20 protein-coding genes are annotated in these 25,039 nt (G+C 63.3%); 6 read left to right on the top strand and 14 right to left on the bottom strand.

All coding sequences use genetic code 11. The annotated features are described in order from the left end of the window. From WN72_RS18780 to WN72_RS18755, 6 genes are all read right to left on the bottom strand, one after another. Positions 1 to 906, bottom strand: coding sequence for an ABC transporter permease (locus WN72_RS18780; RefSeq protein WP_092218951.1), 906 nt, complete (start codon positions 904 to 906; stop codon positions 1 to 3). Beyond that, positions 903 to 1,781 (bottom strand): ABC transporter permease, encoded by an 879-nt coding sequence (locus WN72_RS18775; protein WP_092218949.1) that lies wholly within the window; start codon positions 1,779 to 1,781, stop codon positions 903 to 905. The genes WN72_RS18780 and WN72_RS18775 overlap by 4 nt, the downstream gene beginning before the upstream one ends. A gap of 83 nt (positions 1,782 to 1,864) precedes the next feature. Continuing rightward, complete coding sequence (locus tag WN72_RS18770; protein ID WP_027557103.1) at positions 1,865 to 3,214, bottom strand: ABC transporter substrate-binding protein; 1,350 nt, start codon at positions 3,212 to 3,214, stop codon at positions 1,865 to 1,867. Between the two features lie 523 nt (positions 3,215 to 3,737). Next, on the bottom strand, positions 3,738 to 4,121 hold the full coding sequence (locus WN72_RS18765; RefSeq protein WP_092218965.1) for a cupin domain-containing protein: 384 nt from the start codon (positions 4,119 to 4,121) through the stop codon (positions 3,738 to 3,740). 11 nt (positions 4,122 to 4,132) lie between these two features. Further along, positions 4,133 to 4,837 (bottom strand): SDR family oxidoreductase, encoded by a 705-nt coding sequence (locus tag WN72_RS18760; protein WP_092218963.1) that lies wholly within the window; start codon positions 4,835 to 4,837, stop codon positions 4,133 to 4,135. A 37-nt stretch (positions 4,838 to 4,874) separates the two neighbouring features. Continuing rightward, positions 4,875 to 6,674: a thiamine pyrophosphate-binding protein gene (locus tag WN72_RS18755; protein WP_092218961.1), complete on the bottom strand. Its 1,800-nt coding sequence runs from the start codon at positions 6,672 to 6,674 to the stop codon at positions 4,875 to 4,877. A gap of 226 nt (positions 6,675 to 6,900) precedes the next feature. Between WN72_RS18755 and WN72_RS18750 the strand changes: the two genes are divergently transcribed. The 4 genes from WN72_RS18750 to WN72_RS18735 all read left to right on the top strand — a co-directional run bounded on the left by WN72_RS18750 (position 6,901) and on the right by WN72_RS18735 (position 12,693). Further along, positions 6,901 to 7,812 (top strand): IclR family transcriptional regulator, encoded by a 912-nt coding sequence (locus WN72_RS18750; protein ID WP_244553935.1) that lies wholly within the window; start codon positions 6,901 to 6,903, stop codon positions 7,810 to 7,812. A gap of 139 nt (positions 7,813 to 7,951) precedes the next feature. Next, positions 7,952 to 9,196, top strand: a complete 1,245-nt coding sequence (locus tag WN72_RS18745) for an ABC transporter substrate-binding protein (protein WP_092218945.1) — start codon at positions 7,952 to 7,954, stop codon at positions 9,194 to 9,196. Between the two features lie 84 nt (positions 9,197 to 9,280). Continuing rightward, the gene (locus WN72_RS18740) at positions 9,281 to 10,156 is read left to right on the top strand and encodes a branched-chain amino acid ABC transporter permease (protein WP_027557097.1); all 876 of its coding nucleotides are present in this window, start codon (positions 9,281 to 9,283) and stop codon (positions 10,154 to 10,156) included. After that, entirely contained in the window at positions 10,153 to 12,693 is a 2,541-nt protein-coding gene (locus tag WN72_RS18735; protein WP_092218942.1) for a branched-chain amino acid ABC transporter ATP-binding protein/permease, read from the top strand. Before WN72_RS18740 ends, WN72_RS18735 begins: the two co-directional genes overlap by 4 nt. Positions 12,694 to 12,782: 89 nt before the next feature. Here WN72_RS18735 and WN72_RS18730 read toward each other — a convergent pair whose 3' ends face one another. From WN72_RS18730 to urtA, 8 genes are all read right to left on the bottom strand, one after another. Next, on the bottom strand, positions 12,783 to 13,823 hold the full coding sequence (locus WN72_RS18730) for an aliphatic amidase (protein WP_092218940.1): 1,041 nt from the start codon (positions 13,821 to 13,823) through the stop codon (positions 12,783 to 12,785). A 45-nt stretch (positions 13,824 to 13,868) separates the two neighbouring features. After that, positions 13,869 to 14,219, bottom strand: a complete 351-nt coding sequence (locus tag WN72_RS18725) for an FmdB family zinc ribbon protein (RefSeq protein ID WP_092218939.1) — start codon at positions 14,217 to 14,219, stop codon at positions 13,869 to 13,871. A gap of 64 nt (positions 14,220 to 14,283) precedes the next feature. Beyond that, positions 14,284 to 15,513, bottom strand: a complete 1,230-nt coding sequence (gene fmdA / locus WN72_RS18720; RefSeq protein WP_027557093.1) for a formamidase — start codon at positions 15,511 to 15,513, stop codon at positions 14,284 to 14,286. A 25-nt stretch (positions 15,514 to 15,538) separates the two neighbouring features. After that, on the bottom strand, positions 15,539 to 16,228 hold the full coding sequence (urtE, locus tag WN72_RS18715) for an urea ABC transporter ATP-binding subunit UrtE (RefSeq protein ID WP_027557092.1): 690 nt from the start codon (positions 16,226 to 16,228) through the stop codon (positions 15,539 to 15,541). 11 nt (positions 16,229 to 16,239) lie between these two features. Continuing rightward, complete coding sequence (urtD, locus tag WN72_RS18710) at positions 16,240 to 16,995, bottom strand: urea ABC transporter ATP-binding protein UrtD (protein ID WP_092218937.1); 756 nt, start codon at positions 16,993 to 16,995, stop codon at positions 16,240 to 16,242. A 10-nt stretch (positions 16,996 to 17,005) separates the two neighbouring features. Beyond that, a complete protein-coding gene (gene urtC / locus WN72_RS18705; protein WP_092218935.1) occupies positions 17,006 to 18,145 on the bottom strand; it encodes an urea ABC transporter permease subunit UrtC in 1,140 nt (379 codons plus the stop codon). 23 nt (positions 18,146 to 18,168) lie between these two features. Continuing rightward, entirely contained in the window at positions 18,169 to 19,095 is a 927-nt protein-coding gene (urtB, locus tag WN72_RS18700) for an urea ABC transporter permease subunit UrtB (RefSeq protein ID WP_027557089.1), read from the bottom strand. A gap of 151 nt (positions 19,096 to 19,246) precedes the next feature. Continuing rightward, positions 19,247 to 20,506 carry an urea ABC transporter substrate-binding protein gene (gene urtA, locus WN72_RS18695; protein ID WP_092218933.1) on the bottom strand — a complete coding sequence of 420 codons (1,260 nt, stop codon included), beginning with the start codon at positions 20,504 to 20,506 and terminating at the stop codon, positions 19,247 to 19,249. A 171-nt stretch (positions 20,507 to 20,677) separates the two neighbouring features. Here urtA and WN72_RS18690 point away from each other — a divergent pair, with 171 nt between their 5' ends. Then, the gene (locus tag WN72_RS18690) at positions 20,678 to 24,046 is read left to right on the top strand and encodes a hybrid sensor histidine kinase/response regulator (protein WP_092218931.1); all 3,369 of its coding nucleotides are present in this window, start codon (positions 20,678 to 20,680) and stop codon (positions 24,044 to 24,046) included. Next, the gene (locus WN72_RS18685) at positions 24,036 to 24,962 is read left to right on the top strand and encodes a response regulator transcription factor (protein ID WP_027557086.1); all 927 of its coding nucleotides are present in this window, start codon (positions 24,036 to 24,038) and stop codon (positions 24,960 to 24,962) included. The genes WN72_RS18690 and WN72_RS18685 overlap by 11 nt, the downstream gene beginning before the upstream one ends. The last annotated feature ends 77 nt before the right edge of the window (positions 24,963 to 25,039 follow it).

Below are 25,039 nucleotides of genomic sequence, written 5' to 3'. Positions count from 1 at the left end.
TCAACCTTTGGCCCGGCCGCCGCGCTTCTTCTGAATCAGCACGATGGTGCCGAGGCTGGCGCCGATGACGATGAAGGAGACGATGGTGGTCACCGTGCCGAGCGCGTAGAGCGAGGGCGAGGTGACGTTCAGCGTCATGCTCCAGATTTCCAGCGGCAGCGTGTTCAGCGAGCCCGCGGTCTGCAGACTGCGCGCGAACTCGTCGTAGGACAGCGTGAAGCCGAACAGCGCGACCGCGACGAGGCCCGGCGCCAGCACCGGGATCATTACGAGCCAGATCGACTGCCAGCGGCTGGCCCCGAGATCGTAGGCAGCCTCCTCCCAGACGTGATTGAAGCGCGACATCACCGCGAACATCACGAGCACGCCGAACGGCAGCGTCCAGGACAGCTGGGCGCCGAGCGCCGAGGTGTACCAGCTCGCGTTCAGCCCGAGCGCCTGGAACAGGAGCCCGGTGCCGAGGCCGAGCACGAGACCGGGCGCAACCAGGCTGCCGATCATCATGTAGAAGACGAACGAGTCGCCGCGAAAACGCCTGCGGAAGCCCAGCCCGGCCAGGAATGACACCACCACCGTAATGACGGTGACGATGACCGCGAGCTTGATCGAGCGGTCGAACGAGCCCTTGACGTCGCCGGTCCGCACCTGGGTGAAGAGATCGACGAACCAGTGCAGCGAATGGCCCTTCATCGGGAAGACGAGGCCGCCGCGGATGTCCTGGAACGAGAGGATGTAGATGCAGAACATCGGGCCGTAGAGCGCGACGACGTAGAGCCCGAACAGCGTCGCCAGCAGGTAGAACGTCCAGGGCCGGCCACCTTTGCTCGGCGCGATCGCCTTGGTCGTCGCGGGCGCGACCGACTTGGACATGTCGGATTTGGGCATGTCGGCGAGAACGGCGCTCATCGCGTGATCTCCTGCCGGATATCCACGGTGCGCAGGATCAGCGAGACGATCGCGACCAGCACCAGCGTGAGCAATACCGCGCTCGCGGCCGCGGTCGGATATTGCAGCACGCCGACGTCCTCGTAGAACGCGCTGACAACGGAGGCCGAGCCGCCGCCGGACATCACCTTGACCACGAAGAAGTCGCCCATCACGATCGAGACCACGAAGATGGTGCCGAGCGCGATGCCGCTCTTGGACATCGGCACCACGATCAGGCGCATAATGTCGAAACGGCTGGCACCGGCGTCGATCGCGGCCTCGATCAGCTTCCTGTCGATCCGCGCCATGGAGTTGAAGATCGGCACGATCATGAAGATCGTGAGCTGGTGGACATAGGCGATGACCACCGCAAGGTCGGAGAACAGCAGAACCTCCAGCGGCTGGCGGACCACGCCCATCGCCAGCAGCGCCTGGTTGATCAGGCCTTCCTTGCCGAGCAGCGGGATCCAAGAAATCATCCGGATGATGTTCGAGGTCCAGAACGGCACGGTGCACAGCAGGAACAGGCCGATTGCCAAGAGCTGGTTGCGAACGTGGAACACCAGGAAGTAGGCGACGAAGAAGCCGATGATCAGCGTGAAGACCCAGGTCAGCACCGTGAACTTGATGGTCGCCAGATACAGTTTCAGCGTCAGCGCCGAATGCAGCACCTCGACATAGCTTGCGAGCGTGAAGCCCGGCGTCAGTCCGCCAAAGCCGTCGGTGGCGAAGAAGCTCGCGGCCAGCACGACCAGGATCGGCGCCACGAAGAACGGAACCAGCACCAGGACCAGCGGCGACACATAAAGCCAGCCGGCGAGATTGGAGCGCGATGGACTTGGACTAGGCTGCATGTCAGCGAACGCCTCGACACCGGTCTTGTCGCACCGGCGCGTGACGGCGCCGGCGCTCTTGTTTAGGTCAGGGAAAGCAGGTTTCAGGCCACCTTGAAGTCGTTCCAACGCTTGTTCATGTAGGCGGCTTCGTCCATCAGCGTGTTCCAGCACGAGATGTTCTTGACGCGATCCAGGAACGAGCCGCCGTCGCGCTTGGTGCCGGCCTTCTCCATCGCAACGCCATAGGGATCGTTGACCACCTCGGGCGCGGGCTGGCCCTCGTACCAGAATGCCCATTCTGCCGGCGTGAGGAATTTCTTCGCGGTCGACGGCACCGGGCTGTAGTAGCCGTAGCGCGCGACAAAGCCGCCCTGCCAGCCCGACAGATACCAGTTGAGATATTCGTAGGCCGCATCGAGCTTCTTGCCGGAGAGATGCTTCATCAGGCCCATGCCGTTGCACCAGCCGCGATAGCCTTCCTTGCCATTCTTGACGTTGACCGGCGCGTAGACGCAGGGAATTTCCTTGACGCGGACGGCTGCGACCGCCGGCGACCACATCGACTGGATCACCACCTCGCCCGCCGCCATCAGCTGCACCGACTGGTCGAAGGTGGTCCAGGTCGCGCGGAACTGGCCCTGCTTCTTCAGCTCGATCAGCTTGTTGCAGGTGAAATCGATCTCCTCCTTGGTCATATTGCCCTTGTTGCCGTACTTGATCAGCCCGGCGCTTTCAAAGCAGAGCGCGGCGTCCATGATGCCGATCGCGGGCACGTCGAGGATCGCGGCCTTGCCCTTGAACTTGGGATCGATCAGATCCTTCCACTCCGTCACTTCATGACCAACCAGATCGGGCCGATAGCCGATGGAGTCGGCGTTGTAGACCTGCGGCAGAAACGTCGCCCATTCGGTGACGCCGTCATGCAGGTCGGTGGAGTCGGGCTTGGAGATGTACATCGCCTCATAGGGCGAGATGCCCTGGCGCGGGATCTTGTGCCCGTCGATCTCGCCCTTGGTGAAGATCGGCAGGATGTTGTCGAACTCCTTGATCTTCTTGACCTCGATGCCCTGGATCACCGCCCGCTTGGCAGCGAGCTTGGCCTGCCATCCCTCGAGGTCGGCGATGTCGACCGTATTAGGCTGGCTTATGAAGCGATTGATGGCAGCCGAAGTGTCGAGGTTCTGCATCGTCACCTTGAAGCCGAGATCCTTGGCAGCCTGGTCGCCGATCGCCTTCACCACCGAATAGGACACGCCAACATGGCGCAACTCGATGTCCTTGATCTCCTGCGCCCAGATGGTCGGAAAGCCACGGATCGCATCCGATCCCGCAGCGGCGCCCGCGATTGCGGCCGCTCCCTTCAACAGCGTGCGCCGGCTCAGCTTTTTCGCACGCCTCGCGTCTGCTTCCGCCGGATCGGAAGTGAATGTCCCCTTACCCCTGTCAGACATGGCAACCCTCATTGGTTACGATGAACGCTCGCCGATCGGCATTGACCGGCTGCGGATGTAATCAGTTGCGCGTGAGGCTAGGGACAGGATTTTGCGAAGTAAAATTGGAAGTAAAAATTTGCGACATAAGCGCCACTAATGGTTCAATTCTCTGCACTTCATCGCGGCACGCGGCTCAGGAAGGCGGCACGGCATATGGGCAGATCGCGATGAGCCGTCGGCGCTTGCCCTGCCCTCGCGCGGCTTCCTGACTTCCCGAGTTTGCGTCTTATCAATAGAGAGAACGACTTCCTCGCTGGCCCTTATTAATTTTCCTGATCCCCCGGTGCACACGTTGTGCACGCTCCGCCTACGAACTGGTTGAAAATCCTGAACTCTCGCGCCAGTCCCTCATCCGCCAATTTGGGCTAACTACAACCAGGGAAGATCGTCGAGGAGCACCAAAGGTGGTTCGCTTTGTGTCAACGGCAGCCTCGTTGGGCTGGAGCCTGTCCGTGTTCCGGAAATGCGTTCACCACCTGTGTCAGATTGGCCCCTCACCGTCGGTAACGGGTGAGGTAACTACCAGAAAGACCAAGTCCGTCAGGCCCGAATTCGAGATCGCGTGCTCGACGCCCGGCGGCAGGAAGATCACGTCGTGCTTGCGCACGACATAATTCTTGCCAGCGATCTCCATCAGCCCCTCGCCGTCGAGGACGTGATAGACCTGCTCCTGCACGTTGTGATGATGCCGCGCGACATAGGCCATCGGCTGGTACATCGAGATGCGGTAGTCGATGCGACGCGAGCCTGCGGTCTCCGGCATCACCAGCGGCTTTGACAGCGCGCCGCCGAAATGGTTGGGAAATTCGCGCCAGGGCACCTCGGCGATGTTGCGGATGAAGGCGCCGCCAGTTTCCTCAATCATCATCCTGCTCCCTAGTTCACCAGCGCGCCGCCGTCGATATAGACGATCGAACCCGTGGCAAACCCGTTGGACATGAAGCTCGCGATCTGCCGGGCGATGTCATCCGCCACGCCGACGCGGCCGACCGGCAATGCGGCCGCCGTCTTCGCCAGCATCTCCTTGCGCGCCGATTCCGGCATCGCGGCGCGGATCGGCGTATCGACCACGCCCGGCGAGACCGCATTGACCCGCACCGGCGCAAGCTCGAGCGCGAGCGCACGGGCCAGCGACTCCAGCGCGCCATTGGCCGCACTGATGATCGCCGAGTTCGGCCGCGGGCGAACGCTGAGAAAGCCGGTGACCAATGTCAGCGAGCCGCCGGGCCGGATCTCCGCTTCGCGCGCCACGCGCCAGGCGCCCCAGAATTTGCCTTCCATCGTGCCGCGCACATCCTCCATCGAGACCGTCTTGAATGGTCCGGTGCGAAGCTGCGCGGCCGTCAGCACGACGTGATCGACCGGGCCGGTGCGGCGGAACAGGTCAGCGACGCTCTGATCGTTGGTCACGTCGGCCGGGATCGCCGTCACCTTGAGCCGCTCCGCGACGGGATCGAGCTTTGCCGCACTGCGCGAAGCGATGATGACGTCCGCGCCCTCTCCCTTCGCAAGCTCAGCCGTGGCAAGGCCGATGCCTGAGGAGCCGCCGATCACGACGACCTTCTTGCCTGCGAGCGTCATTTTCATCTCCCCGATACGTTTTGATTGACGATCTGGATCAGCCCGGCTGGAAGCGCGTGCCGATGCCGGCCTTGCTCTGGCCGAGGCCCGGCAATTCCCAGACGCCGGCGCCGGCCGGATTGACGTCGGCGGCGATGTCGACATCGATCAGATAAGGCTTGTTGGCGGCGATGCCCTTGCGGATCGCTTCGCCAAGATCCCCGGCGCGATCGACCCGCACGCCCTCGACACCGCAGGAGCGCGCCATCGCCGCGAAGTCAGGGTTGTAGCGCTCGCCCGTCTCCGGATGCCTGAAGTCGGTCGCAAGCTCGCGTCCACCGAGATAGCCGCGCTGAAGACCGCGGATCGAGGCATAGGCGTAATTGTTCCAGACCACCCAGACCACGGGCAGATTGTATTCCACCGCCGTGCCGAGCACGTTGGCATGCATGAAGAAAGCGCCGTCGCCGCATACTGACACGCAGGGACGATCGGGCGCGGCGAATTTCGCGCCCATCACGCCGGCGACGCCAAAACCCATCGGGCCGAACCCCATCGAGCCGATCAGCGAGTCGGGCCGCTTCGGCTTGCAGAAGCCGAGCAGCCAGTTGTGATGCACGCCGATGTCGGAGACGAGGATCGCGTCATCCGGCAGCGCCTTGTCGATCTCGGCCGCCGCGCGCTGCGGATTGATCGGCGTCGAGTCATCGGAGAAGCCGGGCGCGACGAACTTGTCCCACTCCTTGCGATAGCCGTCGATTTGCATCAGCCATTTCTTGCGTGCATCGGATTTCTTGAAGAGGTTGTCGCGGCGGTCGAGCTCGGCATGGACCTGGCGCAGGAAGGTGCGCACATCGGCCATCAGGCCGAGCGCGACGGGATAGTTGCGGCCGATCTCCTCGGGGTCGATGTCGACATGGATCAATCTCGTCGGCGGGATCGTGAAGGAATAGCCGGGGATCCACGAGCTCGACGTGCGGTCGTCGAAGCGAACGCCGAGCGCGAGCAGCACGTCGGCCTGACGTGTCGCGTGGTTGGCCTGGTAGTGGCCGGCCCGCGCGACGAGGCCGAGCGCGAGCGGATGGTTGACGTCGAGTGCGCCGAGCCCGCTGGCTGACGCCGCAACAGGAATCTGAAGCCGTTCGGCGAGCTTGCGCAACTCCTCCGCCGCGCCGCCATAGCGCACGCCCTGCCCGACCAGCATCACCGGCCGTTCGGCCGAAAGCAGCATGTCGACCGCCTTCTCGACGCCGTCCGGATCGGCGCCGCAGCGGCTGGAGATGTTGGCGTTCCATTCGATCGCCTTGGGCGCCTCTTCGGCCGCAGACTCCATGAAGACGTCGAAGGGCACGTCCACTACCACAGGTCCCGGCCGTCCCGTCACCATCGTCTTCCAGGCCTGCCGCACGGCGAGCGGCACCATCTCGCCGCGCGTCGGCTGAAACACCTTTTTGCAGATCGTGCGCACAGTGGACGGAAAGTCGGCCTGGTGGTGCCGATACATTTCCTGGAACGCACCGCGGTTGAACTGGCTGGTCGGCACGTTGCCGGTGATCGCCATGAACGGCACGGAATCGAGAAACGCGTTGGCGAGCGAGATCGGCAAGTTCGCCGAGCCGGGACCGCATGAGGTGAAGGTTGCAGTCGGCTTTCCCGAGACGCGGTAATAGACGTCCGCCATGAAGCCGGCGACGCTCTCGTGGTGCACGGAGATCGTCTTGATGTCGGACGAGCGCTCATACAGCGCATCGATGAACTGGATGTTGCCGTGGCCGCAGAGCCCGAACACCTGCGGCACCTTCTCCTGGATCAGATAGTCGACAATGACCTGGGCGCCATTGAGCATATTCTTCGACATCAACGTCTCCTGCCGGCCCACGACTTCTTATGGACCGATGCGGGGAACATGGCGGTCGTCGCTGGGCCGCGGCACAGTATTTCTCATAATGCTGTACGTCAATTTATATTGTGATAGGCTACTCACTTGAGGAAACGCGCAGCCTCAACTCCGACGGTTGCGCCGTTGCGTGCTACTGTCGCAGCAATGGAGTCATGACGGACTTAACCTGAAGGGGGCCTTGTCCTTGAGATCTCGTACCAAGCCCAGCACGAGCGAAAAGCCTGCAAGCGCACGCAAGTCTGCGATTGCCAAACTGGTCCCTGCCCCCGGGGCCGAAGGCGAGGACGAGGCCGACGACAAGCAGCGCAGCGGCGGCGTTCAGTCGCTCGGCCGCGCCTTCTCGATCCTCGAGCAGGTCGCGCGCCATCGCGAGGGTATCGGGCTTGCCGAGCTGAGCAAGCTGGTCGGCCTGCACAACTCCACCACGTTTCATCTGGCAAAGACCTTGGTCTCGCTCGGCTATCTCCGCCAGGAGAAGGATAACAAGCGCTACCGCATCGGACGGCCGCTGTTCGCGCTCGCCGCATCGGCGCTCGACGAAATCGAGATGGTCAATGTCGCGACCCCGGTGCTTGAGGAGCTGTCGCGCCAGACCAGCGAAAGCAGCCATTTTGCCGTGCGGATGGGCGATGCGGTGATCGTCATCGCGCGCACCAGCGGTCCCGGCGCGTTCCAGCTCACTGACCGTGTCGGCGTGGTTCGGCCCGCGCATTGCACCGCGCTCGGCAAGATCATCCTGGCCTCGCTCCGTCCCGATCAGTTCAAGCGGTTCCTGGGGCGCGCAGAGCTCAAACCGTCGACACCGAAATCCATCACCGATGCCGGCGTGCTCGCGCGCGAGATCGCCGAGGTGCAGCGCACCGGCGTTGCGTTCGACGACGGCGAGTTCAATCCCGAGGTGCGATGCGTGGCCGTGCCCGTGACCGATTTCACCGGGCAGGTGATCGGCGCGCTCGGCATTTCCGGTCCAATCTGGCGGCTCTCCAACCAGGCGCTGCACGCCGGCGCGCAGATCGTGCAGGCCGCCGCCGACCGCCTATCGGCCGAATTCGGCGCCAAGGACCGGGCGCACAAGGCGTTCTCGCAAAAAGCCTGAGCTGCAAGCGAAGCGGCGATTTTGCCGGTTGACACCGGCGATGGCGTTCGGGATTATCCTCCAGCATTAAAAAAATGTCTCTCACAATATCGGATACTCGATTTGGAAGAGAGAACGATGCACCCGGGAGGAGACAGACATGATCCGCTACCCGCGACGGACGTTGTTACGGGCGGGCGCAGCCTTCGTTGGCGCGTCCGCACTGGGGTTTCCGGCGATCGTCAGAGCACAGGCCGAGAAGATCCGGATCGGACACCTGACGCCGCTCACCGGCTTTCTCGGCGTGATCGGCAGCTACGCCCAGCTGGGCGTGAAGCTCGCGACTGAGGAGATCAACGCCTCCGGCGGCATCCTGGGCAAGCAGATCGACCTGCTCTCGGAAGACTCGATCAATCCGGCGACCGCCGCCACCAAGGCGCAGCGCATGCTGGAGCAGGATGGCGCGGTGGTGCTGCTCGGCGAGATCTCGTCGGCATCCTCGCTCACCATCATGCAGGTCGCCGAGCGCAACAAGAAGGTGTTCTTCTCCACCGGCGCGCGCTCGGACGCGCTGCGCGGCAAGAACTGCAACAAATACTCGTTCCACTGCGACATCCCGAACACCGTGATGGTCAACGCGGTCGGCACCGCGCTGTCGCAGAAGGGCATGGTGAAGGGCAAGAAGTTCTTCACGCTCACCGCCGACTACATCTTCGGTCATGACCTCTTGAAGGCGGCAAAGTCGTTCTTCGGCGCGCATGAGGCGAACCTGATCGGCGATGAGCTGATTGCGACCGACGTCACCGACTTCAGCCCTTACCTCCTCAAGGTGCGGCAAGCAAAGCCCGACGTGGTCTGCTGCAACCTCGCCGGCAACCAGGTCACCAACCTCGTCAAGCAATATGCCGAGTTCGGCCTGCCCTACCCACTGGTCGGCTTCAATCTCAACACCGGCGACGCCTGGGCGGCGGGCGCGGGCAACCTCAGCGGCACCTGGCCGACGGTCTGGTACCACACGCTGAACAATCCGGCCTCGCAGGCCTTCGTCGCGGCCTTCAGCAAGAAGTACGGCAAGCCGCCGGAGAACCACGCCTGGATCGAGTACATCACGCTCAAGCTGCTGGCGGAGGCGATCAACACGACGAAGTCGACCGACAGTAGCGAGCTGATCGCCTATTTCGAGAAGCAGAGCCAGTTCGACATCATGAAGGCGCGCAAGGCTTATTTCCGCAGCTGGGACCACCAGCTGGTGCAGGAGGCCTATCCCTTCACGGTCAAGCCAAAGGACCAGATGAAGGACCAGTGGGACATGCTGGTGCTGGGCGATGCGGTGCCGGCGGCGAACGATCCGCTGGAGACGATCTATCCGACCAAAGAGCAGAACCCCTGCGAGATGAAAGCCTGACGCGCATCCGCGCGGCACGGCCGATGGGCGTCGACGGCGCCGGCCCTGCCGGCGCCGTTCTTCATCAAAAGCTAAGGGCGCAACATGCAGTTCGAGTTCTTGCTGGAACAGGTGGTGAATGGCCTCGTGCTCGGAGGCTATTACCTGCTCATCGCGCTCGGGCTGTCGCTGATCTTCTCCGTCGGCGGCATCGTCAATCTCGCCCACGGCGCCTTCTATGCGTTAGGTGCCTATGTGTGCGTCGAGCTGACCAAGCGCCTCGGCTTCGGCGCCTCCGTGGTGATCTCGCCGTTCGCGGTCGCCCTGCTCGGCATCCTGTTCGAGCGCTTCATCCTGCGCCGCTTCTACACGGCTGATCCGATCCTGAGCCTGCTCGTGACCTTCGGCCTCGCGATGGTCGCCGAGCAGGCGATCCGCATGATCTGGGGCGCCGCCCCTGTTACGACCGAGATCCCGCAAAACTTCCGCGGCTCGGTCATCATCGGCGACTTCCTGTTCTCGCGCTATCGCCTGCTGATCCTCGCTGTCGTTGCCGCCGTGCTGCTCGGAATCTGGCTGCTGCTGCAGAAGACCTCGTTCGGCCGCGTGGTGCGCGCCGGCATCCAGCGGCCGGACATGGTTGCAGCCCTCGGCATCCGACTGCAGCCCTACATGACCGCGATCGTGATGCTCGGCGTCGGCATGGCAGCGCTCGGCGGCGCCTTCTTCGCGCCGATCACCACCGTGCACCCGGCGATGGGCGCGGAGATCATGACGATCGCCTTCGTCGTCGTCGTGATCGGCGGCCTCGGCAGCTTCTGGGGCGTCGTCATCTCGGCGCTGCTCGTCGGCGTGGTGCGCGGTATCGCCATTCACTTCGAGCCCGCCGCCGGCGAGGCCTCGATCTACATCCTGATGTTCCTGGTGCTGCTGGTGCGCCCGCGCGGCCTGCTTGGCGAGCGTATCGAGAAATTCGAATGAGAACCGCCTCGCCCATCGACCGGTTGAAGCCGCTGCTGATCGCGATCGTCGCGGTGATCGCCCTGCCCTTTTTTCTGAGAGCCGTCGGCCTGTCCTTGAACACCGGAACCTGGATCGTCGGTCTCGCGATCGCGACCATGGGGCTCAATCTCTGCATCGGCTATACCGGTCTCGTCTCGTTCGGCCACAGCGCCTGGTTCGGCATCGGCGCCTATGCTGCCGGCCTGATCCAGCTCCGATACTTTCCCGGCGAGATCTGGCTGCCGCTGCTGGGATCGATGATCGTGGTCGCGATGGCGTCGACCGTAATCGGCATGCTCATCCTGCGCCGTCGCGGCGTCTATTTCTCGCTGCTGACCCTGGCGCTGGCCGCCCTCGTCTATACCACCGCCTTCCGCTGGACGAGCCTCACCGGCGGCGAGGACGGGCTCGGCGGGTTGAAGCGCGGCGGCATCGGCTCCGTCAGCTTCGACAGCGCGCTCAACTATTACATCATGGTCGCAGCGATTGGGCTCGCCGTGCTCTATGTGCTGATGCGGCTCGTGCGCTCGCCGTTCGGGCATGTGCTGGTCGCGATCCGCGAGAACCAGCTGCGCGCGAGCTTCCAGGGCTATCCGGTCGAACGCTACAAGCTCGCGGTGTTCGTGATCTCGGCGGTCGTCACCGGCCTTGCCGGCGCGCTGATCGGCTTCCTCAACTATCTCGTCTCGGCCGAAGCGGTCTCGGTGCCGTTCGCGGGCGAGCTGCTGGCGATGGTGGTGATCGGCGGCATGCGCAGCCTGCTCGGGCCTGCTCTCGGCGCGCTGTTCTTCATTCTGTTCCGTGAGCTGTTCTCGATCTGGACGTCGGACTGGCTGTTCTGGTTCGGCCTCACCTTCGTGGCCTTCGTGATGTACTCGCCCGGCGGCCTCGTCGGCATCGGCGCACTGATCATGCGGCGTCTTCGTCCTCCCGCGGAAGAGACGGCGGCGATGAGCCGGCGCAAGATATATGACGGCCTGCCGCTGCCCGACTTCCTGCGGCCGGAGGCGTTGAAGGGCACCGTGCTCGAAATCAGCGGCGTCTCGCGAAAGTTCGGCGGCATCCGCGCGGTCGAGAATGCCAGCATCACGGTCGCCGCCGGCGAGATTCATGCGCTGATCGGCCCGAACGGCGCCGGCAAGACCACGCTGTTCAATCTGGTCTCCGGCCTCTATGCGCCCGACCAGGGCACGATCCGCCTGCAGGGCCGCGACATCGCCGGTGTGCCGGCCAATCTGATCTGCCATCAGGGGCTGGCGCGCTCGTTTCAGATCACCAATCTGTTCCGCGGCCTGACCATCTACGAGAACCTCCGCCTGTCGCTGCAGGCGCGGCGGCCGATGCGCTTCAACATCTGGAACGACATCGACGCTTACAAGGACATTCACGCCGAGACCGCCGCGCTGACAAAATTCCTCGGGCTCGAAGGCATCGAGGAGATCGAGGGCGGCGAGCTGTCCTATGGCGGGCAGCGGCTGGTCGATCTCGGCATCGCGCTCGGCTCCAAGCCGCAGGTGCTGCTGCTCGACGAGCCGCTCGCCGGCCTTGCCGCGGCCGAACGCGAGCGCGTCTCCAACCTGGTCAAGAACATCGCGGCCAACATTCCGGTGCTGATCGTCGAGCACGACATCGACCGCGTGCTCGGCTTCTCGCAGGTCGTGACAGTGATGAACCAGGGCGAAGTCCTGATGTCGGACTGCCCCAAGGCGGTGCGGGCCGACCTGCGGGTACAGGAGATCTATACCGGCAAGGGCATTCCCGCCGTCGAGCACCGCCGCAGCGACGCGGACGCCGGCGACCACGCGACCGTGCTGCGGCTCGACGGCGTCAATACCTTTTACGGCAAGAGCCATATCCTCAACGACGCCGCGCTCGATGTGCGCGAAGGCGAGATCGTCGCCCTGCTCGGCCGCAACGGCGCCGGCAAGTCGACGCTGCTCAAATCCATCGCCGGGCTTGTGCCGGCGGCCTCAGGCAGCATCGACTATCGCGGCACCGACATCGCGCGCCTTCCCGCCCCCGATATCGCGCGGCGCGGCGTCGGCTATGTGCCGCAGGGACGCGGCCTGTTCGCCGGTATGACGGTGCGGGAAAACCTCGCGCTCGGCCGCCTCGCCCGCAAGACCGACGGCAGCGACGGCGTGGTCTGGGACGAGGAGCAGATCCTGCACCACTTCCCACGCCTTAAGGAGCGCATGAACGTCGCGGCCGACTATCTCTCAGGTGGCGAGCAGCAGATGGTTGCGGTCGCGCGCGCGATGTCGGGCAATGTCCGCCTGCTGCTGCTCGACGAGCCTTTCGAAGGTCTCGCACCGGCGGTGACGCTGGAGCTGTTCAAAGTGTTCGACGCACTCCGCCGACACATGTCGATCGTGATCGTCGAGCATAACCTCGACCTCGTGTTGGCGCTGGCCGACCGCGTCTTTGCGCTGGAACGCGGCGCCGTGTTCCACGAGGGCCCCGCCGCGCCGCTGCTCAACGATCTGACCTACCGCAAGCAAGTCCTGTGGCTGTGACGACCTACTCGAGTTGATGTTGTCACCAATTACCGCGGCGCAAACTTCCTCATTTCCCCGGCGCTCGCCGAAGCCCGCCGCTAGATGATCTAGTAATTCGTCGCGGACTTCTCGTTCGGAATCCCGTCGATCGGGCATTCCTCGGTGCCGACCATCGGGCGGGTCATCGCCTCGACCATGTCGCGTGTCCCTTCGGGGTCGGCGATCCACTTCGCGTAGAAATCGTAGGGACAGGCAGCGAGGCCTTTGGCGCTTTCGCCGGAATTGATCATGCCGGTGTAACCGCGATGCAAGAGCTTGAAGAGATGGTTCTGCGACTGGTTGTTGCGGCGGGCATCGCGGATCAGGCTCTTCGAAAGGCCGGCGTACTGGATGCCGTATTCCTCTTCGCCAGTCTCGCCCAGCGTACGGCCATCAAAGCCGACGATCGCGGAGTGGCCGAAATAAGAGTAGACGCCGTCAAAGCCCGCGGCGTTGGCCACCGCGACATAGACATTGTTCGCCCAGGCCATCGCCTTGGAGATCATCACCTGCTGCTCCTTGGCCGGATACATATAGCCCTGGCAGCGCACGATCAGCTCGGCGCCCTTCATCGCACAGTCGCGCCAGATCTCCGGATAGTTGCCGTCATCGCAGATGATCAGGCTGATCTTCAGGCCCTTGGGGCCCTCGGACACATAGGTGCAATTACCGGGATACCAGCCCTCGATCGGCACCCAAGGCATGATCTTGCGATACTTCTGCACGATCTCGCCCTTGTCGTTCATGAGGATCAGCGTGTTGTAGGGCGCCTTGCGCGGATGCTCCTCATGGCGCTCGCCGGTCAGCGAAAATACGCCCCATACCTTGGCCTTGCGACAGGCTTCAGCAAAGATCGCAGTCTCCTCGCCCGGCACCTGCGAAGCGGTCTCGTACATCTCCTTGGAGTCGTACATGATGCCGTGGGTCGAATATTCCGGGAAGATGACGAGGTCCATGCCCGGTAGGCCGAGCTTCATGCCGACGACCATGTCGGCAATCTTGCGGGCGTTGTCGAGCACCTCAGCCTTGGTGTGCAGCCGCGGCATCTTGTAATTGACGACCGCGACGCCGACGACGTCATTGCTGGAGGAGATGTCACCGTGAAGCATTTGAAACGCCCTTCTGTTCTGGTTTGAGTTCTTCAGCTCGCAGCGTCAGTGGCTGATCATCCATGGCCGCGCGGTCGGGAAGCCGACGGCGCCGCTCTTGCTTTTGGTGACGAGCCGTCCCGGTTTCTTCCTGCTGCCGGTCCCGCAACAGCCGCAGCCCGGACCGTGCGCGGCCTTGTACTGGTCGAGCGTCTTCGGCGCGTGCTTGCTGCGCTCGTTGGTGGCGTGCGCCTTGCGCTTGTCTGTGGGCATGCAGAAGAACGCCGGCGCGGTGAGGATCACACGCGGCGATTCCATCTCGCAGCGCGGACAGTCCTGCGGGTCGTCGCATTCGGCCATCGGCCGCATGTCGGTGAACGGACCGCAATCATTGCAGAGATAGTCATAGACGGGCATCGTCGCTCCCTTCGCTGTTGACGCCGGACGCGGGGCGCATCGCCCCGCATCCCTCGCGCTGGCATCACTTGTCCGGCGAGATCGGCATCTGGATGTCGCCCGTGATATGCTTCACGGGCCCTGCCGCCGACGGCATCACGTCGAAGTCGAAGATCTCTGTCGGCAGCCACAATGTGGCGCAGGCGTTGGGCACGTCGACCACGCCGGAGATGTGGCCCTGACATGGCGCGGTGCCGAGGATCGAATAGGCCTGGGCCCCGGAGTAGCCGAACTTCTTCAGGTACTCGATGGCGTTCAGGCATGCCTGGCGGTAGGCGATGTGAACGTCGAGGTAATGCTGCTTGCCGGCCTCGTCGACCGAGATACCCTCGAAGATCAGATAGTCCTTGTAGTTCGGAGTGATCGGCGACGGCTTGAACACGGGGTTCTTGATGCCGTATTTCGCCACGCCGTCCTTGATGACGTCGACCTTGATGTGCAGCCAGCCCGCCATTTCGATCGCGCCGCAGAAGGTGATCTCGCCGTCGCCCTGGCTGAAATGCAGATCGCCCATCGAGAGGCCGCCGCCCGGTACATAGACCGGGAAGTAGATCTTCGAGCCACGCGACAGGTCCTTGATATCGCAATTGCCGCCATGCTCGCGCGGCGGCACGGTGCGGGCCCCCTCGAGACCGATCTTGGCCTTGACGTCACCCTTGGCCTGTCCGGCATGCGCGGTCGGTGCGAACGGCGGATTGGCAAGGCCGGGTACACGGGTCGGATTGGTCGCAATCAGCTCGGCTTCGCGCGCGTTCCAGGCCGCGAGCATCTTGGCATCGGGCAGACAGCCGATCAGACCGGGATGGATCAGGCCGGCGAAATTGACACCGGGTACGTGGCGCGACGATGTATAAAGGCCCTTGATGTCCCAGATCGACTTCTGCGCCAGCGGGAAGTGATCGGTCAGGAAGCCGCCGCCATTCTGCTTGGAAAAGAAGCCGTTGAAGCCCCACAGGCTCTCCTTGAGAGGACCGACGTCGAGCAGGTCGACCACGAGCAGATCGCCGGGCTCGGCACCCTTGACGCCGATCGGACCGGACAGGAAGTGCACGATCGACAGGTCGATATCGCGCACGTCGTCCGCCGAGTCGTTGTTCTTGATGAAGCCGCCGGTCCAGTCGACGGTCTCGATGATGAAGTCGTCGCCGGGGCTGACCCATTCGACGATCGGAACCTCCGGATGCCAGCGGTTGTGGATCTTGTCGTTTTCATAGGCCGACTTGGTGAGATCGACCTTGATCAGCGTATCTGGCATCGAGATGCTCCCCTTGGTTTACTGATTAGACGGACAGGAATTTCGAGATCTGCGCGGCATCGACGCTGTCGCGCGGATCGTCACGCACGATCTCGCCGTTCTCGATCACGAGCACGCGGTCAGCGATGTCGAGCGCGAAGCTCAGAACCTGCTCGGAGACGACGATCGACAGGCCGCGCTCGTCGCGGATGCGCTTCAAGGTGCGCGCCATCTCCTTGATGATCGACGGCTGGATGCCTTCGGTCGGCTCATCCAGCAGCAACACTTTCGGTTTGGTCGCGAGCGCCCGCGCGATCGCCAGCTGCTGCTGCTGCCCACCGGAGAGATTGCCGCCGCGACGTCCCTTCATCTCCAGCAGCACCGGAAACAGCTCGTAGATATCCTCCGGTACCTCGGAGCCGCCGGAGACGACGAGGCCGGTCTCGATGTTCTCCTTCACCGTCATGGTCGAGAAGATCATCCGCCCCTGCGGTACATAAGCGAGCCCCTTGGCGACGCGATCGTAGCTCGGCAGCGATCCGAGCTCGGTGCCGTCCATGGTCACCGAACCGCTTTTGGTCGGCACGATCCCCATCAGGGACTTCATCAGCGTGGTCTTGCCCATGCCGTTGCGCCCCATGATCGCGACGATCTCGTTGGGCGCGACCGACACGTTGAGGCCATGCAGTACCTCACTCTGGCCGTAGGCGACGTGAAGATCATTGATTGCCAGCATCGACGCGCTCCTTAATGTCCGAGGTAAACTTCGATCACTTTCGGATCGTTCTTCACCTTCTCCATCGTGCCCTCGGAGAGAATCTGACCCTGGTGCAGCACCGTGACCTTGTGGGCGATGTCCTCGACGAATTTCATGTCGTGCTCGATGACCAGCACCGAGCGGTCCTTGATGATGCGGTTGAGCAGCTCGGCGGTTTTGGCGCGTTCCGACACGCTCATTCCGGCGACCGGCTCATCGAGCATCAGCAGGTCCGGGTCCTGGATCAGGAGCATGCCGATCTCGAGCCACTGCTTCTGGCCGTGGCTAAGCAGCGCCGCGCTCATGTTGAGGCGATCCCTAAGGAAGATCATCTCAGCCACCTCATGGACCCGATCGCGTACGGCGGCGTCGCGGGTAAAGGTCAGCGCACCGAACACGGTGCGGCCGCGCGGATAGGAGATCTCCAGATTCTCGAACACCGTGAGGTCGTCGTAGATCGACGGGGTCTGGAATTTGCGGCCGACGCCGGCCTTGACGATCTGGTTCTCCTTCAGCTTGGTCAGGTCCTTGCCGCGGAATTCGATCGAGCCTGAGGTGGCCTTGGTCTTTCCGCAAATCAGGTCGAGCACGGTGGTCTTGCCGGCGCCATTGGGACCGATGATGACGCGGATCTCGTTCTCCTCGACATAAAACGAGAGATCGTTGACCGCCTTGAAGCCGTCGAAGGACACGGTGAGCCCTTCGACCGAGAGCAGGAAGGGTTTGGGCTGGTGACCGACGAGCATAAGATCCTCCTCACTCTGCCGGTGCGCCGTCGGCGACCGAGCTGTCGGTCCAGCCCGCCTTCGGCTTGCGCGTGCCGATCAGCTTGCTGATCCGCGGCTGGACGTAGTCTCCCCAGATGCCGGCGAGGCCATTCGGGAATGCGAGCACCACGGCAATGAACAGGCCGCCGAGGCCGAACAGCCAGAGCTCGGGGAACGACTCGGAGAGGCTGGTCTTGGCGAAGTTGACGAGGATGGTGCCGTAGACCGCGCCGAGGATCGACAGCCGGCCGCCGACCGCGGTGTAGATCACCATCTCGATCGAGGGCACGATGCCGACAAAGGACGGGGACATGAAGCCGACGTTGAGCGCGAACATCGCGCCGCCGATCGCGGCGAAGATCGCGGCGATGCAGAAGGCGAAGATCTTGAAATTGGCGACGCTGTAGCCAGAGAAGCGGACCCGGTCCTCCCGGTCGCGCATCGCCACTAGGATGCGGCCGAGCTTCGAGTGGCGGACGAACTGTGCGATGAAGATGCAAGCGAACAGCAGGCCGACCTCGAAGAAGTAGAGCACGATCTTGGCGTGGTCGGGACGGATGTCCCAGCCCTTCAGCGTGCGGAGATCCGTCATACCGTTGATGCCGCCGGTATAGCCCTGCTGTCCCACGATCAGGATGGTGAGGATCGCAGCGACCGCCTGCGTGATGATCGCGAAGTAGGTGCCGCCAACGCGGCGCTTGAACATCGCAGCACCGATGATCAGGGCGAAGAGGCCCGGTACCAGGATGACGGCAGCGATGGTGAAGGTCAGGCTGTGGAACGGCTTCCAGAAGAACGGCAGCGCGGTGATCTGATTCCAGTCCATGAAGTCGGGGATGCCCGGCGTCGACTGGATCTTGGTGTTCTCGACGCTCGACGCCTCGAGCTTGAGGAACATCGCCATGCAGTAGCCGCCGAGACCGAAGAATACGCCCTGCCCCAAGCTCAGGATGCCGCCATAGCCCCAGCAGATCACCAGTCCCAGCGCGACGAAGGCGTAGGTAAGATATTTGGCGACCAGGTTGAGGCGGAAGACGTCGAGGCAGAGCGGCAGGATCACGACCAGAAAGACCGCGAGCACCAGGATGCCGATCAACTCCGAACGCGTGGCAAAACGACTGTCGTTCATGGGTTCAGCCCCCTGCGCTTTCGTTATTTGCGGACCTTGAGGGCGAACAGTCCCTGCGGCCGCAGCATCAGAATTCCGACCACCGCAAGCAGCGTCAGCACCTTCGCCATCGAGCCCGACATGAAGAATTCGAGCGTCGACTGGGTCTGCGAGATCGAGAAGGCCGATGCGATGGTGCCGAGCAGGCTGGCGGCGCCGCCGAACACGACGACCAGGAAGGTGTCGACGATGTAGAGCTGGCCCGACGTCGGCCCGGTCGAGCCGATCATGGTGAAGGCGGAGCCGGCGACGCCGGCGATGCCGCAGCCGAGCGCGAAGGTGTAGCGGTCGACCTTCGCAGTATTGATACCGACGGCGCCCGCCATGATACGGTTCTGCACCACGGCGCGAACCTGGCGGCCCCAGCGCGAGCGGAACATGATGTAGGCGACGCCGATCGTGATCAGCACCGTCAGGCCCATCACGAAGACGCCGTTGATCGGAACTTCGATGGAGTCCGTGACATGGAGCGAGCCGAGCATCCACTGCGGCAGCTCGACGCCGACCTCGCGCGCGCCGAAGATCGAGCGATAGGCCTGCTGCAACATGAGGCTGAGCCCCCAGGTCGCAAGCAGCGTGTCGAGCGGCCGCTTGTAGAGGTGCCGGATCAGCACCCATTCGACCAGCATCCCGAGTGCGCCGGAAGCCAGAAAGGCCAATATCATCGCGAGGAAGAAGTAGCCGCTGAACAGGCTTGGAAGGTAGGACTGGAAGAAATTCGACGTCATCCAGGTGACGTAGGCGCCCAGGATCATGAACTCGCCATGGGCCATGTTGATGACGCCCATCTGGCCGAAGATGATCGCCAGCCCCAGCGCCATCAGCACGTAGACGGAAAACAGGATCAGGCCGGCAAAGCCCTGCATGACGAAGATCGAGCCGAGGTCGCCAATCGAATAGTCGCCGAACATCTGGTTTCTCCGTCGAGAACAGCGTCTCGCGTCCGAGGGCACAGGGTCCCGCGTCGCGATTGAAAATCGCGACGCGGGGTCGTGAGACGCGGATTGACGGCCCGCGTCAGGGAGCTCTTGCTTGGGGAAAGTTCGCGGAAGGCTTGCGCGCTTACTGGTAGCCCTTCGGGAACGGATCCGGCTCGACCAGATCGGCGGTCTCGTAGATCAGCTCGAACTGACCATCGAGCTTGGCGCGACCGACGCGGGTTTTCGACCAGAGGTGATGGTTCTCGTGGATGCGCACATAGCCCTCGGGCGCGCCCTTGAATTCCACGCCCGGCGAGGCGGCCGCGATCTTGTCGACATCGAAACTGCCGGCCTTTTCGACCGTCAATTTCCAGAGCCATGGGCCGAGATAGGCCGCCTGCGTCACGTCACCAATCACGGTCTTCTCGCCCCAGATCTTCTTGAAGGCGGCGACGAACGCCTTGTTGTTGGCATTGTCGAGCGACTGGAAGTACTTCATGCAGGCGTAGGCACCCGCGATGTTCTCGCCGCCGATGCCGTCAATCTCGTCCTCGGTCACCGAGATCGTCAGCAGCGCCTGCTTGGAGAGATCGATGCCGGCTGCCTTGAGCTGCTTGTAGAAGGCGACGTTCGAGCCGCCGACCACGTCGGTGAAGATCACGTCCGGCTTGGTCAGCTTGATCTTGTTGATGACCGAATTGAACTGGGTGTTGCCGAGCGGGTAATATTCCTCGCCGACCACCTTGCCCTTCAGCACGTTCTCGACGTGCTTGCGCGCGATCTTGTTCGAGGTACGGGGCCAGATGTAGTCGGAGCCGACGAAGAAGAACGATTTGGCGCCCTTCTCCTTGGCGATCCAGTTCAGGCCAGCGAGGATCTGCTGGGTGGCTTCCTGGCCGGTGTAGATCACGTTCTTGGACTGCTCGAGGCCTTCGTAGAAGGTCGGGTAGTAGAGCATGCCGTTGTACTGCTCGACGACCGGCAGCACCGCCTTGCGTGAGGCCGAGGTCCAGCAGCCCATGATGGCCGCGACCTTGTCGTTGACGAGGAGCTTCTTGGCCTTCTCCGCGAAGGTCGGCCAGTCGCTGGCGCCGTCTTCCTGGATGACCTTGATCTTGCGGCCGAGCACACCGCCGGCAGCGTTGATCTGCTCGATCGCGAGCTTCTCGGCTTCGATCGAGCCGGTCTCCGAGATCGCCATCGTGCCGGTGGCCGAGTGCAGGATGCCGACGGTGACTTCGGTATCGGTGACCGCGAGACCCGTGGTGTTGACTGCCGGGGTCGCCGGAGCCTGCGCGAAGGACGCCTTCGGCAGCATCGTGATGGCCGGCACAGCGGCCATTCCCATCAATAGTTTGCGCCGAAGCGGCGACAACAAGCCTTTATTTGCGTCTTCTGACATGAGCACCCCACTGTTTGTTTTCGAGGACACGCGATTGGTGCCGTGAGGATGGCTCGAATTTGTGCAGCGCAAGCATACGCAAGATCGCGTATACTGCACCGCAAAATGCCGACGTAGGCTTTTGGTACGGGATTTGCGTGGCTTGCGGGTCCGTATCGGGAGTGGGGTTAAGTGGCAGGGCGGCAGCGAATAGACCGCGTCAGGCGCCAATACAACCAATGGGTTGCCAACCAGACGCTGGAAGACTACGCGCTGCGCTTCACCGCCAAGAGCGCGCGGCGCTGGTCCGCCGCCCGCGTCGCCAACACCGCGCTGGGCGCAATCTCCTTCCTTGCGCTTGAAGCGATCGGCGGCACCATCACGCTGAATTACGGCGCCAGCAACGCAACCGCAGCGATCCTGGTCGTCAGCGTCATCATCTTCCTGTGCGGACTGCCGATTGCCTATTATGCCGCCAAATGCGGCATCGATATCGACCTGCTGACCCGCGGCGCCGGTTTTGGCTATATCGGCTCGACGATCACTTCGCTGATCTACGCCTCCTTCACTTTTATCTTCTTCGCCTTCGAGGCGGTCATTCTGGCAGCGGCGCTGGAGATGTGCTTCGGCATTCCCCGTCCGCTCGGCTATCTCATCAGCGCCATCGTCATCATCCCGCTGGTGACCTACGGCATCACCCTGATCAGCCGCTTCCAGCTTTGGACGCAGCCACTATGGGTCGTCCTTCATCTCCTTCCGTTCCTGGCGATCGCCTGGGCCAATCCGCATTCGTTCACGGAGTGGCGACACTTCGCCGGCGAGCATGGCGATCCGAACGGGCATCTCGATCTCCTGCTGTTCGGCACCGCGGCGTCGGTGGTGTTTTCGCTGGTGGCGCAGATCGGTGAGCAGGTCGACTTCCTGCGCTTTCTGCCGCGCGACCGCCGCACCTCCAAGACCTCGTGGTGGATCGCCCTGCTCAGCGCCGGCCCGGGCTGGATCATCTTCGGCGCGCTCAAACTGCTGGTCGGCTCCTTCCTGGCCTATTTCGCGCTGAGCCACGGCGTCGCGCTCGAACAAGCTGCCGAGCCCGCCAACATGTATCTGGAAGCGTTTCGCTACGTGCTGTCGCAGCCGGACCTGGCGCTGGCGCTGACCGGCACCTTCGTCATCCTCTCGCAGGTCAAGATCAACGTCACCAACGCCTATGCCGGCTCGATCGCCTGGTCGAACTTCTTCTCGCGGTTGACGCACAGCCATCCCGGCCGCGTGGTCTGGCTGGTGTTCAACGTGATGGTGGCGCTGCTGCTGATGGAGATCGGCGTCTACAAGGCGCTGGAGCAGACGCTCGCGCTCTACTCCAACGTCGCGATCGCCTGGGTCGGCGCGCTGGTCGCCGATCTCGTGATCAACAAGCCGCTCGGCCTCCGCCCGCCGCAGATCGAGTTCAAGCGCGCACATCTCTACGACATCAACCCGGTCGGCGTAGGCGCCATGACCATCGCGACCATCGTTTCGATCAGCGCGTTCTATGGCCTGTTCGGCCCGACCGCGAAGGCGCTGTCGGCTTTCGTCGCGCTCGCTGCGGCCTTCATCGCGGCGCCGCTGATCGCGTGGGCCACCGAAGGCAGGTACTACATCGCCCGCAAGCCGAAGCGGAGCTGGCAGAGCGTCGAGGCGATCCAGTGCTGCATCTGCGAGCATTCGTTCGAGCCGGAGGACATGGCCTCATGCCCCGCCTATGCCGGGCCAATCTGCTCGCTGTGCTGCTCGCTCGATGCCCGGTGCCATGATCTCTGCAAGCCGCACGCACGGGCCGGCGCGCAGGTGTCGGAAGCGCTCGGCAGGATGTTGCCCGAGGCGATCCATACCCGGATCAACTCGCAGTTCGGCCAGTATATCGGCGTGTTCGCGGTATCGGCCGGTCTCGTCGGGCTCGTGCTCGGACTGATCTACCTGCAAACCTCGGCGACCGTGCATGCCGATGCGCTGCTGGCTGACGTGTTATGGAAGGTGTTCTTCGCGCTGATCATCATCATCGGCGTTGTCGCCTGGCTGTTCGTGCTGGCGCAGCAGAGCCGTCGCGCGGCGGAGGAAGAGACGCGGCGGCAGACCGCGCTCTTGATCCAGGAAATCGACGCACACAAGCGCACCGACGCCGAATTGCAGCGCGCCAAGGAGGTCGCGGAGTCCGCCAACCTCGCCAAGAGCCGCTATGTCGTTGGACTGAGCCACGAGCTCCGCTCGCCGCTGAACGCGATCTCCGGCTATGCGCAGTTGCTCGAGCAGGACAACAGTTTGCAGGCGCGGCCGCGCGATCAGGTGCGCGTGGTCCGCCGCAGCGCGGATCATCTGTCGGGATTGATCGACGGCATCCTCGACATCTCCAAGATCGAGGCCGGACGGCTCTATCTGTCCCGCGACGAAGTTCGCCTCAACGATTTCCTCGATCAGCTCGTCGGCATGTTCCGCCTGCAGGCGGCCGCCAAAGGCATCGACTTCGTGTTCAAGCGGCCGGCGGTGCTGCCGGTCGTGGTCTATGCGGACGAAAAGCGGCTGCGGCAGATCCTGATCAACCTGCTGTCGAACGCGATCAAGTTCACGCAAACCGGCAGCGTCAAGTTCGTCGTGCATTATCGCAGCCCCGTGGCCGAGTTCGAGGTCGTCGATACCGGCCCCGGCATCCAGCCGGACGATCTCGAACGCATCTTCGCCCCCTTCGAGCGCGGCGCGCTCGGCGTGGCGCAGCCCCAGACCGGTACAGGTCTCGGCCTCACCATCAGCCGCCTCCTCGCGGGCGTGATGGGCGGCGACATCAAGGTGACGAGCACGGTCGGCGCCGGCGCGACCTTCCGCGTGAAACTCCTGCTCTCCGAGGTCACCAATCCCCGGCGTGATGCCCCGGTGGAGGCGCCGATCTACGGCTATCTCGGCCCGCGCAAGACGATCCTGATCACCGATGACGATCCGACCCATCGCGATCTGCTGCGCGAGGTGCTGGCGCCGCTCGGCTTCATCCTGCTCAGCGCTCCCGACGGCCCCGGCTGCCTCGCGCTGGCGCAGCACTGCCGGCCCGATCTGTTCCTGCTCGACATCTCCATGGCAGGCATGGACGGCTGGGCGGTGGCGGAGACCTTGCGTGCCGACGGCCATCACACAGCGCGCATCCTGATGGTGTCGGCCAGCGCGCTGGAGGCGCATGGCGCGCCGCTGGCGCAGCCGTTTCATGACGGCTATCTGATGAAGCCGATCGACATCCCGCGGCTGCTGGAAACCATCCGCCAGTTGCTCAAGCTCGAATGGCAGTACGAGGCCGACCAGGTGCCGGTGCCGCTGTGGAAGCCGGAGAGCGGCTCGCGCCCTCCGGTGAAATATGTCGAGGAGCTGATCGACCTTGGCCGGCTCGGCTATGTCCGGGCGATCCAGCTCAAGCTCGACGAAATCGGCACCGAGCTGCCGGAGCACGCCGACTTTGTCACCCACATGCGCGCCCTGCTCGACCGCTTCGATCTCGACCAATACATGGCGACGCTGAAAACCTTGCACAGCTATGATCACTGATCCCAGAAAACGCGACGTCGCCCTCGTCGTCGACGACTCTCCCGAGACGCTGCGGCTCCTGACCGACGCGCTGGACGGCGCAGGCATGACCGTCATGGTCGCGCTCGATGGCGTATCCGCAATGCGGATCGTCGACCAGATCACGCCCGACATCGTGCTGCTCGATGCGGTGATGCCCGGCATGGACGGGTTTGAGACCTGCAAGCGGCTGAAGCGCGATGCCGGGCTCGACGGCGTGCCGATTATCTTCATGACGGGCCTTGCCGAGACCGAGCACATCGTGCGCGGGCTCGAAGCCGGCGGGGTCGACTATGTGACGAAGCCGATCGTGGTCGAGGAGATGCTGGCGCGGATCCGCGTCCACCTCGCCAATGCCCGGATGACCCAGAGCGCGCGCGCTGCCCTCGATGTCTCCGGCCGCTATCTGCTCGCGGTCAACAGCAAGGGCAAGCTGTTATGGGCGACGCCGCAGGCCCAAAGGCTTCTCGCGGATACGCTGGCCGACGACACCATCGACGAGTTCGTGCTGCCCGACCCTATGCCGCAATGGCTCGACCAGGTCCAGAAGGGCAAATCCGCCCCGAAGACCACGACCATGCCCGCTCTCCCCGGCAACGAGCAATTGCGGCTGCAATATATGGGCAAGCTCGGTCCGAACGAATTCCTGCTTCGTCTTGCCAAGGATTCCGGCGCCGATACGCCGGTGGAGTTTTCAAGAGAGCTAGGCCTTACCGCACGTGAAGCGGAAGTGCTGTCCTGGCTGTCCAAAGGAAAGACCAACCGGGATATCGCGCAAATCCTGGGTTTGAGCCCGCGGACGGTCGACAAGCATCTCGAGCAAATCTATTCCAAGCTGGGCGTCGAGAATCGCACCGCGGCGGCCGCGATCGCGGTCAAGGCCAAAGATTTGAAGTAAGAGAGGCGCGTCGCGCGAGCGTTCCGACGAGATACCAGCCTGAGCCGTGCGCAGCAGTCGTCTCCCGGATAATCGTG

The sequence above is a fragment of the Bradyrhizobium arachidis genome, assembly GCF_015291705.1.
Lineage (GTDB): Bacteria > Pseudomonadota > Alphaproteobacteria > Rhizobiales > Xanthobacteraceae > Bradyrhizobium > Bradyrhizobium arachidis.
Note: the sequence above shows the minus strand (reverse complement) of the source record. Positions and strands in the feature narration are given on the sequence as shown.